This window comes from Pseudomonas sp. S04 (assembly GCF_009834545.1).
Taxonomy (GTDB): Bacteria; Pseudomonadota; Gammaproteobacteria; order Pseudomonadales; family Pseudomonadaceae; genus Aquipseudomonas.
In genome coordinates this window covers 596,306-612,551 of record NZ_CP019427.1, presented here as the reverse complement: position 1 = coordinate 612,551, position 16,246 = coordinate 596,306, and the positions used below count along the sequence as shown (strand labels likewise).

General features: G+C 61.9%; 11 protein-coding genes. 5 read left to right on the top strand and 6 right to left on the bottom strand.

Annotated elements, in window-relative coordinates:
• Positions 1–157 precede the first annotated feature (157 nt).
• The 3 genes from PspS04_RS02605 to nadE all read left to right on the top strand — a co-directional run bounded on the left by PspS04_RS02605 (position 158) and on the right by nadE (position 3,251).
• Positions 158–1,063 carry a LysR family transcriptional regulator gene (locus PspS04_RS02605; RefSeq protein ID WP_159993467.1) on the top strand — a complete coding sequence of 302 codons (906 nt, stop codon included), beginning with the start codon at positions 158–160 and terminating at the stop codon, positions 1,061–1,063.
• A gap of 129 nt (positions 1,064–1,192) precedes the next feature.
• Entirely contained in the window at positions 1,193–2,419 is a 1,227-nt protein-coding gene (gene pncB, locus PspS04_RS02600; protein ID WP_095169553.1) for a nicotinate phosphoribosyltransferase, read from the top strand.
• 4 nt (positions 2,420–2,423) lie between these two features.
• Positions 2,424–3,251, top strand: coding sequence for an ammonia-dependent NAD(+) synthetase (gene nadE / locus PspS04_RS02595; protein ID WP_159993465.1), 828 nt, complete (start codon positions 2,424–2,426; stop codon positions 3,249–3,251).
• Between the two features lie 258 nt (positions 3,252–3,509).
• Here the strand turns inward: nadE and azu are convergent, their stop codons facing one another.
• Positions 3,510–3,956, bottom strand: coding sequence for an azurin (azu, locus tag PspS04_RS02590; RefSeq protein WP_095169555.1), 447 nt, complete (start codon positions 3,954–3,956; stop codon positions 3,510–3,512).
• 343 nt (positions 3,957–4,299) lie between these two features.
• Here azu and PspS04_RS02585 point away from each other — a divergent pair, with 343 nt between their 5' ends.
• Together PspS04_RS02585 and PspS04_RS02580 are read left to right on the top strand one after the other, a co-directional pair.
• Complete coding sequence (locus PspS04_RS02585; RefSeq protein WP_095169556.1) at positions 4,300–4,887, top strand: TIGR00730 family Rossman fold protein; 588 nt, start codon at positions 4,300–4,302, stop codon at positions 4,885–4,887.
• Between the two features lie 68 nt (positions 4,888–4,955).
• On the top strand, positions 4,956–5,147 hold the full coding sequence (locus tag PspS04_RS02580) for a hypothetical protein (protein ID WP_095169557.1): 192 nt from the start codon (positions 4,956–4,958) through the stop codon (positions 5,145–5,147).
• Positions 5,148–5,215: 68 nt separating this feature from the next.
• Here the strand turns inward: PspS04_RS02580 and PspS04_RS02575 are convergent, their stop codons facing one another.
• The 5 genes from PspS04_RS02575 to dnaB all read right to left on the bottom strand — a co-directional run bounded on the left by PspS04_RS02575 (position 5,216) and on the right by dnaB (position 16,190).
• Entirely contained in the window at positions 5,216–6,109 is an 894-nt protein-coding gene (locus PspS04_RS02575; protein WP_159993463.1) for a transglutaminase family protein, read from the bottom strand.
• Positions 6,106–8,592, bottom strand: coding sequence for a circularly permuted type 2 ATP-grasp protein (locus PspS04_RS02570; protein ID WP_159993461.1), 2,487 nt, complete (start codon positions 8,590–8,592; stop codon positions 6,106–6,108). The genes PspS04_RS02575 and PspS04_RS02570 overlap by 4 nt, the downstream gene beginning before the upstream one ends.
• A gap of 57 nt (positions 8,593–8,649) precedes the next feature.
• Complete coding sequence (locus PspS04_RS02565; protein WP_159993459.1) at positions 8,650–11,940, bottom strand: transglutaminase family protein; 3,291 nt, start codon at positions 11,938–11,940, stop codon at positions 8,650–8,652.
• 363 nt (positions 11,941–12,303) lie between these two features.
• Positions 12,304–14,610 carry a YgiQ family radical SAM protein gene (locus PspS04_RS02560; RefSeq protein WP_095169561.1) on the bottom strand — a complete coding sequence of 769 codons (2,307 nt, stop codon included), beginning with the start codon at positions 14,608–14,610 and terminating at the stop codon, positions 12,304–12,306.
• Positions 14,611–14,795: 185 nt separating this feature from the next.
• Positions 14,796–16,190 carry a replicative DNA helicase gene (gene dnaB / locus PspS04_RS02555; RefSeq protein ID WP_017336265.1) on the bottom strand — a complete coding sequence of 465 codons (1,395 nt, stop codon included), beginning with the start codon at positions 16,188–16,190 and terminating at the stop codon, positions 14,796–14,798.
• Positions 16,191–16,246: the final 56 nt, after the last annotated feature.

Here is a 16,246-nt window from a genome sequence, read left to right as displayed (position 1 = left end):
TCCTCAAGCAAAAAACGGAAAGTTCGCAGCCGCAGCAAGTCGGCTGATCAGGCCTGTAGTTGTAGCGCTACACAGACGAGCCAACAAACGACGATTAGGCGAGATATCATTCCGTTTATTCATGCAACGCGTTGCAACAAGAACAAAGGGACCACCCATGCTGAATAAACGCCACTTGCCATCGATCACTGCCCTGCAGTGCTTTGAAGCGGTCACCCGCCACCTGAGCTTCACCCGCGCCGCCGAAGAGTTGAACCTGACTCAGAGCGCAGTGAGCAAACAGGTGGCGCAACTGGAAGAGCTGTTGCAGCACCTGCTGTTTCGCCGGGTCCGGCGACGCCTGCAAATGACCCCGGCTGGGGATCTGTACCTGGTTGAAGTCCGAAAAATCCTTACCCAGGTCGAAATGTCGACCCACTACCTGCGCTCCTACGGTGGCGAGACAGAAGTCTTGCGGGTGTCCACCCCGCCTACTTTTGGTGCCCGCTGGCTGGTGCCCCGCCTCAAGGGTTGGCGCCTGCGCCATCCGCAGATTCATCTGGACCTGTGCAGCGAACAGGAAGCCGACGACCTGCTGCAAGGCCGTGCCGACCTGGCGTTCTACTTCGGCCAGGGCTCTCGACCGGGCACTGAGTGCCTGAAGCTGTTCGGCGAAGAACTGGTCCCGGTGTGCGCGCCCGGCAGCCTGCCGGAGCACCCCTTCACGGACCCGACCCAGCTCACCGACCTGGTGTTGCTGCAAAATGCCTCGCGGCCCCAGGCCTGGCACGACTGGTTCGACAGCCAGGGTTACCAGACCGAACACAGCTACCACGGGCCACGCTTCGAGACGTTCTACATGTGCATCCGCGCCGCGCAAGTCGGCTGTGGCGTGGCCCTGTTGCCGCGTTTCCTGGTGGAAGAAGAACTGGCCGACGGCAAGCTGGTCATTCCCTGGCAGCATGCAATGCCCAGCAGTGACGCCTATTACCTGGCCTACCCGGAACACTCGGCGGAGGTGCCCAAGGTCCGGGATTTTGTGAAGTGGATGCTGGAGCAGATCGATACCCCGGCAGCCAACTGATGAGGGCCGCTCCAACAATGGATAGGCGTCGTCCAAAAAATCACTGGCAATCACCACTGCCGATATGCGCCACTACGCCCACTCAATGAAACTGCGTTAAAGGCTGCGGCCAGCCTGGAGATCCCCGTTATGAGCGAGAGTGTGTTTGCCGATCGCATCGTGCAGAACCTGCTCGACACCGACTTCTACAAGCTGACCATGATGCAGGCGGTGCTGCACAACTACCCTAACGTTGAAGTCGAATGGGAGTTTCGCTGCCGCAACAGCGAAGACCTGCGCCCTTACCTGGCGGAAATCCGTTTTCAGATCGAGCGCCTGGCCGAGTTGAGCCTGAGTGCCGACCAGTTGGGTTTCCTGGAGCGCATCAGCTTCATGAAGCCGGACTTCCTGCGTTTTCTCGGGCTGTTCCGCTTCAATCTGCGCTACATCCACACCGGCATCGAACAGGGCGAATTGTTCATCCGCCTGCGCGGGCCATGGCTGCATGTGATTTTGTTCGAGGTGCCGTTGCTGGCGATTGTCAGCGAGGTGCGCAACCGCTATCGCTACCGCGAAGTGGTGCTCGAGCAAGCCCGCGAGCAGCTGTATCGCAAGTTCGACTGGCTGAGTGCCAACGCCAGCAGCGAGGAGTTGTCCGAGTTGCAGGTCGCGGATTTCGGCACCCGTCGCCGGTTTTCCTACCGGGTCCAGGAAGAAGTGGTCAACGTGCTCAAGCACGACTTCCCGGGGCGCTTCGTCGGCACCAGCAACGTGCACCTGTCCCGGGAAATCGACATGAAACCGCTGGGCACCATGGCCCACGAGTGGATCATGGCCCACCAGCAACTCGGCCCAAGGCTGATCGACAGCCAGAGCGCCGCCCTCGATTGCTGGGTCCGCGAATACCGTGGCCTGCTCGGCATTGCCCTGACCGACTGCATCACCACCGATGCATTCCTCAACGATTTCGACCTGTACTTCGCCAAGCTGTTCGACGGCCTGCGCCACGACTCCGGGGACCCGATCCTGTGGGCGGAAAAAGCCATCGCCCACTATCACAAGCTCGGCATCGAGCCGATGAGCAAGACCCTGGTGTTCTCCGACAGCCTGACGCTGCCCCGCTCGCTGGAGATCTTCCGGGCGTTGCGCGGGCGGATCAATGTCAGCTTTGGCATCGGAACCAACCTGACCTGTGACATTCCCGGTGTCGAACCCATGAGCATCGTGCTTAAAATGGCCGCCTGCAACGGCCAGCCCGTCGCCAAGATTTCCGACGAGCCTGGCAAGACCCACTGCAAGGATCCGAATTTCGTCGCCTATTTGCGACATGTGTTTCAAGTACCTGCCGCCCTATCTGGCAATTCAAGCAAGGAGTGAATTCATGCAAGCCGTACAGCGTGAGATTGCTGAACAGCTCAAGGTCCAACCGCCCTTCGCCGACCAGGCTGCCCTGGAAGCGGAAATCGTGCGGCGGATCGGTTTCATCCAGGACTGCCTGGTCAATTCCGGGCTCAAGAGCCTGGTGCTGGGCATCAGTGGTGGCGTCGACTCGCTGACCGCAGGCCTGCTGGCCCAACGCGCCATGCGTGAACTGCGCGAGCGCAGCGGTGATGCGGGCTACAAATTCATCGCCGTGCGCCTGCCGTACGAAACCCAGTTCGATGAACACGAAGCCCAGGCTTCGGTGGACTTCATTGCGCCCGATGAGCGCCACACGGTCAACATCGGTCCGGCAGTCAAGGCACTGGCCAGTGAGGTCGCGGCCTTTGAAGGCAAACATGCGGTGTCGGTGGATTTCGTGCTGGGCAATACCAAGGCGCGCATGCGCATGGTCGCCCAGTACACCATCGCCGGTGCCGCCCACGGCCTGGTGATTGGCACTGACCACGCCGCCGAAGCGGTGATGGGTTTTTTCACCAAGTTCGGTGACGGCGCCTGTGACCTCGCGCCCCTCAGCGGCCTGGTGAAAAACCAGGTACGGGCCATCGCCCGGCACTTCGGCGCGCCTGAGTCACTGGTGGAAAAAGTCCCTACCGCCGACCTCGAGGACCTGTCGCCGGGTAAACCGGACGAAGCCTCCCATGGCGTCACCTACACCGAGATCGATGCCTTCCTGCACGGTGAGCCGGTGCGTGAAGAAGCATTCCGGATCATTTGTGACACCTATAGAAAGACCCATCACAAGCGGGTGATGCCGTTTGCTCCGTGATTGACCAAGGGTCTGTAGCGCGGTCAAACGCCAGGCACAAAAAAAGCGTCCCACCGGGTAATGCTGATCAGTTAAGGAGAAACGACCACCTATGTGGGAGCGAGCTTGCTCGCGATGGACGTGAACGATAACGCGTGAATGGATAAACACGCGGCGCTTTCAAGCTCATCGCGAGCAAGCTCGCTCCCACAATGGTCGGCGTCGCTTAACTGATCGGCATTAGTGCCAGAGGGACGCTTTTTTATCGGCTTAAAAGGCTTACTTCAGGGTAATGGTGCCTTTCATCATCGAGATGTGGCCAGGGAACGAGCAGAAGAAGCCGTATTTTTGCGCAGCGTCGAGTTTCGACACGTCAAAGGTCACGGAGTCTTTCTCGCCAGCACCGATGATCTTGGTGTGGGCGATCACGCGGGTATCGCCTTCCTTGAGGTAGTTCTTGTCGATGCCGGCAGCCAGGCCATCGGTGGCGATCGGTTGCATGTCAGCTTCAGTGCTGATCACCAGGTTGTGGCCCATGACGTTCTTCGGCAGGCTGCCGGAGTGGGTCAGCTCGACGGTGAATGTTTTGCAGCTCTTGTCGATTTCAATGGCCTTGGTGTTGAAGGACATCTGGTCAGTGGAATCAACGGTGACCTTGCATTCGGCAGCCATCAGTTGGCTGCTAGCCAGTGTCAGCAGGGATACCGCAACAAGTTTGGCAAACATGGTGAATCTCCAAGGCAGGGTTAAAAAATCCATATCTTGTAAAGACTGCCTGAAATTTCCGGAAGTTCCTATGACCTGAATCAAGAATTGTATACAACTTTCGAGCTATGACACTCATCGAAACAATCTACCAGCCAGACAGCCCGCGCCAGCCTAAGATCGGCCCATTGTTGCCGCCAATGGAGTGTCCGTCATGTCCCTCAATAGCCTGTTGTGCAGTTTGCTCGCCGCCTACGCCTGTGGTGCCAGTGGCACATTTGATGAGGCCCGCCGCGCGGATTAATCTTGGAGCAACCCGGTGCCAGCCATTACTCTGCGCTCGTCACTGATCACGGAGGAAGGCATGTCTTTAACATCTGTTTGTGTGTTTTGCGGCGCCAGCACCGGTACCGACCCGGCCTATCGAGAGGCCGCGATTGCCCTGGGCCAGGAACTGGCTCGGCGCAAGCTGACGCTGGTGTACGGCGGTGGCGCGGTCGGCTTGATGGGGATTGTTGCCGACGCCGCACTGGCGGCCGGTGGCGAAGTGATCGGAATCATTCCCGAAAGCCTGAAAAACAAGGAAATCGGCCACAACGGCCTGACTCGCCTGGAAGTGGTCGACGGCATGCACGCCCGCAAGGCGCGCATGGCAGAACTGAGCGACGCCTTTATCGCCCTGCCCGGCGGCCTGGGCACCTTCGAGGAACTGTTCGAAGTCTGGACCTGGGGTCAGCTCGGCTACCACGGCAAACCGCTGGGTCTGCTGGAAGTGAATGGTTTCTACAGCAAACTCACTGCATTTCTTGATCATGTCGTCGGTGAAGGCTTCGTTCGCGGCCAGCACCGTGACATGCTGCAAACGAGCGAATCGCCGCAGGATCTGCTGGATGCACTGGATGCCTGGCAGCCGGTGGTCAGCCCCAAATGGGACGGGCAAAAACCCGATTAACCCTTGGTCCCGGTTTAAAGGCAGAATACGCGCCGCTCAACCTCACCTTCGACCCCAGAGGATCGCCCATGGCTAAACCTAATTACTCCTTCGCCAAGCGTCAAAGAGACTTGGCCAAAGAGCAGAAGAAAGAGGAAAAGTTGCAACGCAAGAAAGCGGCTGCCGATGAAGAGGCCGGCGCACTGAACCAGGATGCAGAAGGCGAAGTGACTGCCGAAGACGCTGTAGAAACACCGAAAGAGCAGGCGCCAGACGCCTGAGCCCCACCGGACAGTGTCCCGCCTATCTTCTGTAGGAGCTGGCCAGCCAGCTCCTACGGCGGACCGCGCTAGTCCATCGGCAAGACCGTCACCCGCACTTCCGGGTCATGGCTGCCGCCCCCCAGAATCACCCCACGCAACGGCGACACATCGGAAAAATCCCGGCCCCAGGCCAGGGTGATGTGCTCCAGCGCCGGCTGGACATTGTTGGTCGGATCAAAATCCACCCACCCCACTACCGGACAGAACACCGACACCCAGGCATGGGACGCATCGGCGCCGATCAGCCGCGCCTGCCCGGGAGGTGGTTGCGTCAGCAGATAGCCACTGACGTAACGCGCGGCCAATCCCCTGGAACGCACACACGCCAGCATCAGGTGCGCAAAGTCCTGGCACACCCCCCGCCGCCGCTCCAGCACCTCCACCAGCGGAGTTGCGACCTGCGTGGCCTCGGCGTCGAAGGTGAACTCGCTGAAGATCTTCTGCATCAACGCCTGTACCCCCAGCATCAGCGGCCGCCCCGGCGCAAAACAGCTTTCGGAGAATTCGACGAAGGGGCTCTTCAAGTGCACATACGGCGACTCGAAGCGATAACGACACGCCTGCAGCACCTGGTCGGCGACTGACTGGCCACTGTAGGTCAGCGCGCTGCGGGTCGCCTCCCAGGCCGGCGACTGCTGGAAGTCGGGCAATGCCCGGGCCAGCACCTCGACCGTCAGCCGGGCATTGACCTGCAACTCATCGTGGGGTCGCTCGAATGCCAGGCGGGTCAGCGGGTTGCCGAACACGTCCAGCTCATCGCGACGGGTCGTCGGTGATGGGCTGATCAACAACTGCTGCTCGGTGCAGCGCTGCCAGGCACAGGGCCGCGGCCACAAATGGGCCAACTGCTGGGCCAGGGACACCGGGCTGTCGTAGCGATAATGGGTGTCGTGGAGAATCTGATAGCGGGCACTTTTCACACGGACACCGTACGTTGGCTGACATCGTCGACATGGGCGAAATGCCGCAAGGCCAGGCGATCGGACACCTGGTTGCTGACATCGGCGACCTCCTGCAGCAAGTCCGCCAGGCCATCGAGGGCGGCGCGCACACTGCTGTCACCGAAAAGCGGGTTTTCCAGGCAGCCAAGGTCAAACCCGGCCAGGCGCTCCACCAACAGTGGCAAGGCCGCCTCGGCAGGCGCAGCGAAGTCGTGGTTCAAGCGCTTCAGGGAGCGGCTCACCAGTTTCAACTGGAACAACACCGCATGGGGGTTCTGTTCATCGAGCAACAACAGGTCCAGCACCGGGATCAACTGCGCCACGGCCAGGTAACGGGAGCGGTAGGTGATGCTGCTGTTACCCAATTCGAGCAACCACTCCAGGCCCGCCTGATCGAACGCCCCGGCGCCACGCAGAAAGCCCGCAAGGCTGCTGCTCAAGAACTGCAAACGCTCGATGCGCCGGCCGATCATCAAGAAGCGCCAGCCTTCGTCGCGGGTCATGTCGTCCAGGGCAAACCCTGACAACGCGGCCAGCGACATCACCAGGCGGTTGAGAAAATCCAGCAACTCGCCAAAATCCGCGGCCTCGGTCGAAAGCGCCATGGCTTCGCGCTGCAACTCCACCAACGCCTGCCAGTTCTCGCGCGACAGCTTGCCGCGCACCTGGGACGCTGCCCACTGCAAGCGCTGCAGGTTGGCGCGCAGGCTGAACGACCAGTCGGCACCGAGCAAGGCGGCGAGCAGGCGCTCGGGCAATTCGCCCTCCTCGGGCAGCAGCATCAGGCTTTCCCCCAGCTCGACAGCCGCTTGCAGGGCCTGCGGATCGTCGCCGTCGACATAACGCGCAAGCATGATGCGCAGCAAACGCGCGCTGTCATCGCAGCGCTCGCAATAACGGCCGAACCAGAACAGGTTTTCCACCACCCGCGACGGCAGGTACGGATCGCGCCGCACCAGGTCGTGCACGCCGAGGGTTCGCTGGGCTTTCCATTGTTCGCCGACGGGGGCCCGCTCGCCCAGCACCCAGGTGTCTTTGCTCGCACCGCCACGCTGCATCGAGACCACTTCGGCATCCGCCTCGGCGGCCACCCGGGTCAGGCCACCGGGCAATACCCGATAGCCGTCGCGACTGGCCACCGCATACACCCGCATACCGATGGCCCGTGGCTGCAATTGGCCGGTTTCGGCCTGCCACACTGGCGCCTGGGACAGCTGGGCCAGTTCTTGCGCCACATAGGCATAGGGTCGCGCACGGATGCGCTGTATCAGATCAACGCGCTGTTTTTCACTCAAGTCGCGGCCAAACACCGGGATAAAACTCTGTGAGGGAAAGGCCGGCTTGATCAGCAGCTCGGGGAGTTTCGCCAGCGCTTGCTCCAGCACCGGTGGTTCGCCGCACCACCAGGTGGCAATGGACGGCAGGAGCAGTTCCTCACCGAACAGGTATTGATTGATCTTCGGTAGAAACCCCAACAGGCCTGGCGATTCCAAAACACCGCTGCCCAGGGCGTTGGCCACCAGCACCCGGCCCTGGCGCACCGCATCGAGCAATCCTGGAACGCCGAGGGCCGAGTCGGTGCGCAGCTCCAACGGGTCGCAGAAGTCATCATCGAGCCGGCGCATGATCGCGTGGACCCGGCGCAGGCCACTCAGGGTCTTGAGGTAGACGGTGGCATCCCGCACCGTCAGGTCACCGCCTTCGACCAGTGGATAACCCAGTTGGCGGGCCAAGTACAGGTGCTCGAAATAGCTCTCGTTGAATCGCCCGGGGGTCAACAGCACCACCAGCGGCACTTCCTCGGCGCTGGGTGCCTGGCGGGCCAGGGTTTCCTGCAGGGTCCGGAAGAACCCCGCCAGGTGTTGCACCTGCAGGTCGCGATAGAGTTCGGGAAACGCGCGGGACACGATGGTGCGGTTTTCCAGCGCATAACCGGCGCCAGACGGTGCCTGGGTGCGGTCCGCGGTGACCCACCAGCGCCCGTCGGGGGTGCGCGCCAGGTCCACTGCATACAGGTGCAGGAAGGTGCCGGCAGGCGGCTGGATCCCCTGGCACGGCCACAGGAAATTGTTATGGCCAAACACCAGTTCCGCCGGCAGCAGGCCCTCGGCAATCAGGCGCTGCGGGCCATACAGATCCGCCAGCACCGCGTTGAGCAGCCGTGCACGCTGGGCGATACCGGCCGACAGGTGCTGCCACTCCTCGGCGGCGATCACGTGGGGCAACAGGTCCAGCTCCCAGGGGCGGTCGGCACCCTTGGGGTCGGCGTAGACATTGTAAGTGACGCCGTTTTCCTGGATCTGTCGCGCCAGCAACGCCTGGCGCTGTACCAATTGTGCAGGCGAACTGCGCTGCACCTGCTCGAACAGGCGCCGCCAATGCGTGCGCACGGCGCCGCTGTCGTCGAGCAGTTCGTGATAGGTGCCCGCCGTGAGCGGGTAACGGTCTAGCAGGTCAGGCATGGAACGCTCGGCAGGCTCAGGAAAAAATCAGGTTAGCGCATAACTATGGCAGGTCTGTTATTGGCTGGCCTGCGCAAACCGGCGCAAATCCAGGGTCATGGGCAACTCATCATTGATAGTCAGGGTCGGGACCTGAAGGGGTCCCGGGCTGTGGCCAAGCCGGAAAAACCGCGCCATGCGCCGGCTCTCGGCTTCGTTGGCGTTGACCGGCAGGCTGTCGTAGTTGCGCCCTCCCGGATGGGCAACGTGGTATTGGCAGCCCCCCAGGGAGCGCTGCATCCAGGTGTCGAGCAGGTCGAACACCAAGGGCGCATGCACCCCGATGGTTGGCTGCAGGCAGTTGGCGGGCTGCCAGGCGCGGAACCGCACGCCGGCGACAAACTCGCCGACCCGACCGGTCGGCTGCAGCGGCACCGCAACCCCATTGCAGGTCAGCACATAGCGCTGCGCAGCCAGCCCCGTGAGCTTGACCTGCAGGCGTTCCAGGGACGAGTCGACATAACGCACCGTACCTCCCGTTGCGCCCTCCTCGCCCAGCACATGCCAGGGCTCCAGCGCCTGGCGCAGCTCCAGTTCGATGCCGCTGACCGCATAATCGCCGACCTTGGGAAAACGGAACTCCAGGTGGGCGGCGAACCATTCGGCGCGCAACGCATACCCGGCGGCGTTGAGATCCACCAGCACATCGGCAAAGTCCTGCTCGATAAAGTGCGGCAGCAGGAACCGGTCATGCAGCTCCGTCCCCCAGCGCGCCAGCTTGGCCGGCGCATAGGGCTCGCGCCAGAAGCGCGCCACCAGGGCCCGCAGCAACAGTTGCTGGACCAGGCTCATACGCGCATGGGGCGGCATCTCGAAGGCCCGCAACTCCAGCAGGCCCAAACGCCCGGTCGCACCGTCCGGCGAATAGAGTTTGTCGATACAGAACTCGGCGCGGTGGGTGTTGCCGGTGACATCGATCAACAGGTTGCGTAGCAGGCGATCCACCAGCCAGGGAGCGCAGGCCTCACCCGGCGGCGGCATTTGCGCGAAGGCGATTTCCAGCTCGTACAAGGCATCGTTGCGCGCCTCGTCGACCCGCGGCGCCTGGGACGTCGGGCCGATGAACAGGCCGGAAAACAGGTAGGACAAGGACGGGTGGTTGTGCCAGTAGCTGATCAGGCTGCGCAGCAGGTCCGGACGCCGCAGAAAGGGTGAGTCGGCCGGAGTCGCGCCTCCCAGTACAAAATGGTTACCGCCGCCGGTGCCGGTGTGGCGGCCGTCGATCATGAATTTTTCGCTGGTCAGGCGGGTCTGGCGGGCTTCCTCGTAAAGGAACTCGGTGCGCTCCACCAGCTCATCCCAAGTGGCGGACGGCTGCACGTTGACCTCGATCACGCCTGGGTCCGGGGTCACCCGGAAATTGCTCAGGCGCGGATCACTGGGCGGTTCATAACCCTCCAGCAACACTGGGCAATGCAGTTCCTGGGCGGTGGCCTCGATGGCGCTGACCAGCTCCAGGTAATCCTCGAGCCGCGCAAGCGGCGGCATGAACAGGTACAAGCGCCCTTCCCGAGCCTCGGCGCAGAACGCGGTGCGGGTCAGCCAGTCGGCCGACTCGTCGAGTGCCGGCACGCGCTCCTCGGCCTCTGCGGGCGTAGCGTGGACCGCCAGTTGCGCGGTGCCCGGCAGTGCTGGGAAGTCCTGGTTGGGGTCCTGCGGGTGAATGAACGGATACTCCGCGGCTTTTACCCAAGGCTGGGAACCCAGTGGCAATCGATAGCCCAGGGGGGAATCGCCGGGAATCAACCGGCAATGCTCATCGCGCAGGTACCAGCGCCCGCTTTGCCACTGGTCGCCCTGGGCGGTGCGCGCCAGCGGCAGGACCTGGCCAATCACCTTGTCCAGGCCCTGGCTGAAGACCTTGCGCAGCCGCGCACGCTCCAGCGGCTCGTCCAGGCGCGGGTCTTCGGCGCTGACGTTCAGCGGCAAGTTGCCTTCGCGCCACAGGTAATAGAAATGATCTTCGTAAGCCGGGAATACAAAACGCGCAGGCAATTTCAAGCGCTCGGCGACACTCGCCAGAAAACGCCCGGCCAGCGCACCATCCGCACCGTAGTCCTGCTGCTCATCGGCGATCAACGCACTGTTGTGCCAGACCGGTACGCCATCACGCCGCCAGTAGCAGTTCAGCGACCAGCGCGGCAGTTGCTCGCCGGGGTACCATTTGCCCTGGCCGAAATGCACCAGGCCTTTGGGCGCGTAATGCTTGCGCAGGCGCTGGAACAGCTCGGCAGATAGCCGACGTTTGTCCGGGCCGAGCGCGGCGGTGTTCCATTCGGCGCCATCCGGGTCGTCGATCGAAACGAAGGTCGGCTCGCCGCCCATGGTCAGCCGCACATCGCCGGCCAGCAGGTCGCCGTCGATCTGCCGGCCCAGGGTCTGGATGGCCTGCCACTGCTCCTCGGTGTAGGGCTTGGTGACCCGGGGCGCTTCCCAGATCCGCTCCACCGACATTTCATGGCTGAACTCACACTCACAAGGTTCAACCAAGCCGCTGATTGGGGCCGCAGAGGACGGATCGGGACTACAGGCCAACGGAATATGTCCTTCACCGGCAAACAGCCCAGAGGTGGCGTCCAGGCCGATCCAGCCCGCACCCGGCAGGTAGACTTCGCACCAGGCGTGCAAGTCGGTGAAATCCACTTCGGTGCCGGACGGCCCGTCGAGGCTCTTCACGTCCGCCGTGAGCTGGATCAGGTAACCCGAGACAAAACGCGCTGCCAGCCCGAGGTTGCGCAGCAGCTGCACCAGCAACCAGGCCGAGTCGCGGCATGAACCGGATGCGTGCTCCAGGGTGTATTCCGGGGTCTGGACCCCGGGCTCCATGCGAATCAGGTAACCGATGTCTTCGCTCAGGCGCTGGTTGAGGGCCACCAGGAAATCCACGGCCGGCAGCGGTGTGCGCTCGATACCCTGCAGATAAGCCTTGAGCCTGGGGGTCAGCGGCAGGGTTTCGAGGTACGGCGCCAGTTCCTTGCGTTCATCCGCGGCGTAGGCGAACGGGATGTGCTCGGCGTAGGGCTCGAGGAAAAAATCGAACGGGTTGAACACCGCCATTTCGGCCAGCAAGTCGACTTCGATGCGCAGTTGCTCAGTCTTTTCCGGGAACACCAAGCGCGCCAGGTAGTTGCCCTGGGGGTCTTGCTGCCAGTTGATGAAGTGCTGCTCGGGCAACACTTTCAGCGAATAAGAGAGGATCCGCGTGCGGCTATGGGCCGCCGGGCGCAGGCGCACGATCTGCGGGCCGAGTTCGACGGCGCGGTCGTAGCGGTAGTGCGTGACGTGGTGCAATGCGACATGAATCGACACGGCGTGCCTCCTGCGAGCCTAAAGCGTACCGGGCACCGCGCAAGACTTATGCCATACAGCAGCGCTGGCGCTTTCTCCGGTTGCTTGAGGCAGTACAGCACCAAAATCGGGCGCTGCAGGAAAATGGTTTGGCGCAGGTGCACGTAAATGTGGCGATCCGTCAGAAATTGGTTGTCAGTTCCGGCCTCTTCGCGGGCAAGCCCGCTCCCACAAGGATCGCTGCGAATGCAATAAAGCAGACAACCTCCAACACTGTGGAAGCGGGCTTGCCCGCGATGAGGCCAGCAGCTCCAGTACATTTCCCAAGCCTGAAATGCAGAACGCCAACCCGAAGGTTGGCGTTCTGTTCAGCGGGGGCGCGGCTTAGCGCGGCACAACCGGCTTGCGCGCAGGTTTCGGGCCCTTGCCTTTGGCCGCATCCTTACGCTCCTTGGCCGCCTGCTGGTTACGGGCGAACGCCGCAGCCTTGGCCTGTTCACGCTTGTCCCACGGATTGCCACCATCACTGGCACGCGGCGGCAGGCCGGTATGCTGGGTGAGGATCTTGGTGGTCTTTTCCGTCGCCGCCACTTTATGGCTGCCAGCCGGCGTCGAGTTCTTGCGACGGGCACTCTGGTAGCTGTCGCTAGCCGGCTGGTGCAGCGGGATCAACTGGTTCTTGCCCGGCCCGATCAGGTCGGCGCGGCCCATGCGGGTCAGCGCTTCACGCAGCATTGGCCAGCCTTTCGGGTCGTGGTAACGCAAGAACGCCTTGTGCAGGCGACGCTGCTCCTCGCTCTTGACGATGGTCACGCCGTCGCTCTTGTAGGTGACCTTGCGCAGCGGGTTCTTGCCCGAGTGGTACATGGCGGTGGCCGTGGCCATCGGCGACGGGTAGAACGCCTGTACCTGGTCGGCGCGGAATCCGTTGCCCTTGAGCCACAGGGCCAGGTTCATCATGTCTTCGTCGGTGGTGCCCGGGTGGGCCGCGATGAAGTACGGAATCAGGTACTGCTCCTTGCCCGCTTCCTTGGTGTACTTCTCGAACATGCGCTTGAACTTGTCATAGCTGCCGATGCCCGGTTTCATCATCTGATTGAGCGGACCTTCCTCGGTGTGTTCCGGGGCGATCTTCAGGTAACCACCGACGTGGTGGGTCACCAGTTCCTTGACGTACTCAGGCGACTCGACCGCCAGATCGTAACGCAGGCCCGAGGCGATCAGGATCTTCTTCACGCCCGGCAAGGCGCGTGCGCTGCGATACAGCTGGATCAGCGACGAGTGGTCGGTATTGAGGTTCGGGCAGATGCCCGGGAACACGCAGGATGGTTTGCGGCACGCGGATTCGATTTCCGGGCTCTTGCAGGCGATGCGGTACATGTTCGCGGTCGGCCCGCCAAGGTCGGAAATGACCCCGGTGAAACCTGGCACTTTGTCGCGGATCTCTTCGATTTCGCGAATGATCGACTCTTCGGAACGGTTCTGGATGATCCGGCCTTCGTGCTCGGTAATCGAGCAGAAGGTGCAGCCACCGAAGCAGCCACGCATGATGTTGACCGAGAAGCGGATCATGTCGTAGGCCGGGATCTTCTCCTTGCCGTACGCCGGGTGCGGGACACGGGCGTAGGGCATGCCGAACACGTAGTCCATTTCTTCGGTGGTCATCGGAATCGGCGGCGGGTTGAACCAGACGTCGACTTCGCCATGCTTCTGCACCAGCGCACGGGCGTTGCCCGGGTTGGTTTCCAGGTGCAATACCCGGTTGGCGTGGGCGTAGAGCACCGCGTCACCACGGACTTTTTCCACCGATGGCAGGCGAATCACGGTCTTGTCGCGGGTCATGCGCGGGCTGGCCAGGATCTGCACGACTTTAGCTTCGCTCGGATCCTCGACTGGCCCTTTTTCCTGCTCGATGGCGCAGGCTTGGGTGTCCTGGGTGTTGACGTACGGGTTGATGATCTTGTCGACCTTGCCCGGACGGTCGATGCGCGTGGAATCGACTTCGTACCAGCCTGCAGGCGTGTCACGACGAATGAACGCAGTACCGCGCACGTCGGTGATGTCTTCGATCTTGTGTCCGTAGGACAGGCGCTGGGCGACTTCGACAATGGCCCGCTCGGCGTTGCCGTACAGCAGGATGTCGGCGCAGGCGTCGATCAGGATCGAGTTGCGCACCCGGTCCTGCCAGTAATCGTAGTGGGCGATGCGGCGCAGGGAAGCTTCGATGCCACCGAGCACGATCGGCACATTCTTGTAGGCTTCCTTGCAGCGCTGGCTGTACACCAGGCTTGCGCGATCCGGACGTTTGCCGGCCATGCCACCTGGGGTGTAGGCGTCGTCGGAACGGATCTTCTTGTCGGCGGTGTAGCGGTTGATCATCGAGTCCATGTTGCCGGCCGCGACACCGAAGAACAGGTTCGGCTCGCCGAGCTTCATGAAATCGTCTTTGGACTGCCAGTTCGGCTGGGCAATGATCCCGACGCGAAAGCCCTGGGACTCCAGCAGCCGGCCGATGATGGCCATGCCGAACGATGGGTGGTCGACGTACGCATCACCGGTAACGATGATGATGTCGCAGGAATCCCAGCCAAGCTGATCCATCTCCTCCCTGCTCATCGGCAGGAATGGCGCAGGACCGAAACATTCGGCCCAGTACTTGGGATAGTCAAATAACGGCTTGGCTGTTTGCATGACGGTGACCGGTGTTGAGATGAAAAATCGCGGGCGCGGAATATAGCACAAATTTTGACCAATTCCGACGGTTATGGTCGGAAATTACGGCGACCCAATCGCGGGCAAGCCCGCTCCCACAGGGATCACACTAACCCTGTGGGAGCGGGCTTGCCCGCGATTGGGCCCCTCAGGCGCTGAAGAGTTTACTCGTCGTCGAAATTGTAGCTGCCCGGCGCGAGGTTTTCGAAGCGCGTGTACTTGCCGATGAACGCCAGTCGTGAGGTGCCGATCGGGCCGTTACGCTGCTTGCCGATGATGATTTCGGCGATGCCCTTGTGCTCGGTTTCCGGGTGATACACCTCGTCTCGGTAAACGAACATGATCACGTCGGCATCCTGCTCGATCGCTCCGGATTCCCGCAAGTCGGAGTTGATTGGCCGTTTGTTCGGTCGTTGCTCCAGGGAGCGGTTGAGCTGGGACAACGCCACTACCGGGCAGTTGAATTCCTTGGCCAGGGCCTTCAAGGAACGGGAAATCTCGGAAATCTCGTTGGTCCGGTTGTCGCCACCCGACCCCGGGATCTGCATCAGCTGCAGGTAGTCGATCATGATCAGCGCGACGTCACCGTGCTCACGCACCAGTCGGCGGGTCCGCGCGCGCATTTCCGAAGGGCTGATACCGGCCGTATCGTCGATGAACAGCTTGCGGTCGTTGAGCAGGTTGACCGCCGAGGTCAGGCGCGGCCAATCGTCGTCGTCCAGGCGACCGGCCCGGACCTTGGTCTGGTCGATACGGCCCAGGGACGACAACATACGCATGATCAGCGATTCGCCTGGCATCTCGAGGGAGTAGACCAGTACGCACTTGTCGCTGCGCAACACGGCGTTTTCCACCAGGTTCATCGCAAAGGTGGTTTTACCCATGGACGGACGGCCGGCGACGATGATCAAGTCAGCCGGTTGCAGGCCGCTGGTTTTCTCGTCGAGGTCGGTGTAGCCGGTGGACAGGCCGGTGATCGCGTTGTCGGTGTTGAACAGGGTGTCGATGCGATCGATGGCCTTGGTCAGCAGGTCATTCACGCTCACCGGGCCGCCGGTTTTAGGCCGGGCCTCGGCGATCTGGAAGATCTGCCGTTCGGCTTCGTCGAGAATCTCTTCAGCCGTACGCCCTTCGGGATTGAAGGCGCTGTCGGCAATTTCGGTGGCGATACCGATCAACTGCCGCAATGTTGCCCGGGCACGAACGATCTGGGCGTAGGCCTTGATGTTGGCGACCGACGGGGTGTTTTTCGCCAGCTCACCCAGATAACCGAGGCCGCCCACCTGGGAGGTCTGGCCTTCCTTGTCGAGCTGTTCGGCAAGAGTCACCACGTCGATCGGTGAGTTCTGGTCCGCCAGCTTGGCAATCGCACGGAAAATCAGGCGGTGGTCATGACGATAGAAATCACCGTCCGAGACCTGATCGAGCACGCGTTCCCAGGCGTTGTTGTCCAGCATCAGACCACCGAGTACAGCCTGTTCGGCCTCGATGGAATGGGGCGGCACTTTCAACGCGGCGGTTTGCAGATCGTATTGCTCAGGAGCGGAGATATCGTTCATGGCCACTTGGAATTAGGGGATCGTAGAAAAACAAAAGGCACGACCTGTAAACAGGA

Bases quoted from the DNA above. Each gene is read 5' to 3' on its own strand.
- PspS04_RS02585 (WP_095169556.1), top strand. From the start codon at position 4,300: ATGTCTTTAACATCTGTTTGTGTGTTTTGCGGCGCCAGCACCGGTACC.
- azu (WP_095169555.1), bottom strand. From the start codon at position 3,956: ATGTTTGCCAAACTTGTTGCGGTATCCCTGCTGACACTGGCTAGCAGC.
- dnaB (WP_017336265.1), bottom strand. From the start codon at position 16,190: ATGAACGATATCTCCGCTCCTGAGCAATACGATCTGCAAACCGCCGCG.
- PspS04_RS02605 (WP_159993467.1), top strand. From the start codon at position 158: ATGCTGAATAAACGCCACTTGCCATCGATCACTGCCCTGCAGTGCTTT.
- pncB (WP_095169553.1), top strand. From the start codon at position 1,193: ATGAGCGAGAGTGTGTTTGCCGATCGCATCGTGCAGAACCTGCTCGAC.
- nadE (WP_159993465.1), top strand. From the start codon at position 2,424: ATGCAAGCCGTACAGCGTGAGATTGCTGAACAGCTCAAGGTCCAACCG.
- PspS04_RS02580 (WP_095169557.1), top strand. From the start codon at position 4,956: ATGGCTAAACCTAATTACTCCTTCGCCAAGCGTCAAAGAGACTTGGCC.
- PspS04_RS02560 (WP_095169561.1), bottom strand. From the start codon at position 14,610: ATGCAAACAGCCAAGCCGTTATTTGACTATCCCAAGTACTGGGCCGAA.
- PspS04_RS02570 (WP_159993461.1), bottom strand. From the start codon at position 8,592: ATGCCTGACCTGCTAGACCGTTACCCGCTCACGGCGGGCACCTATCAC.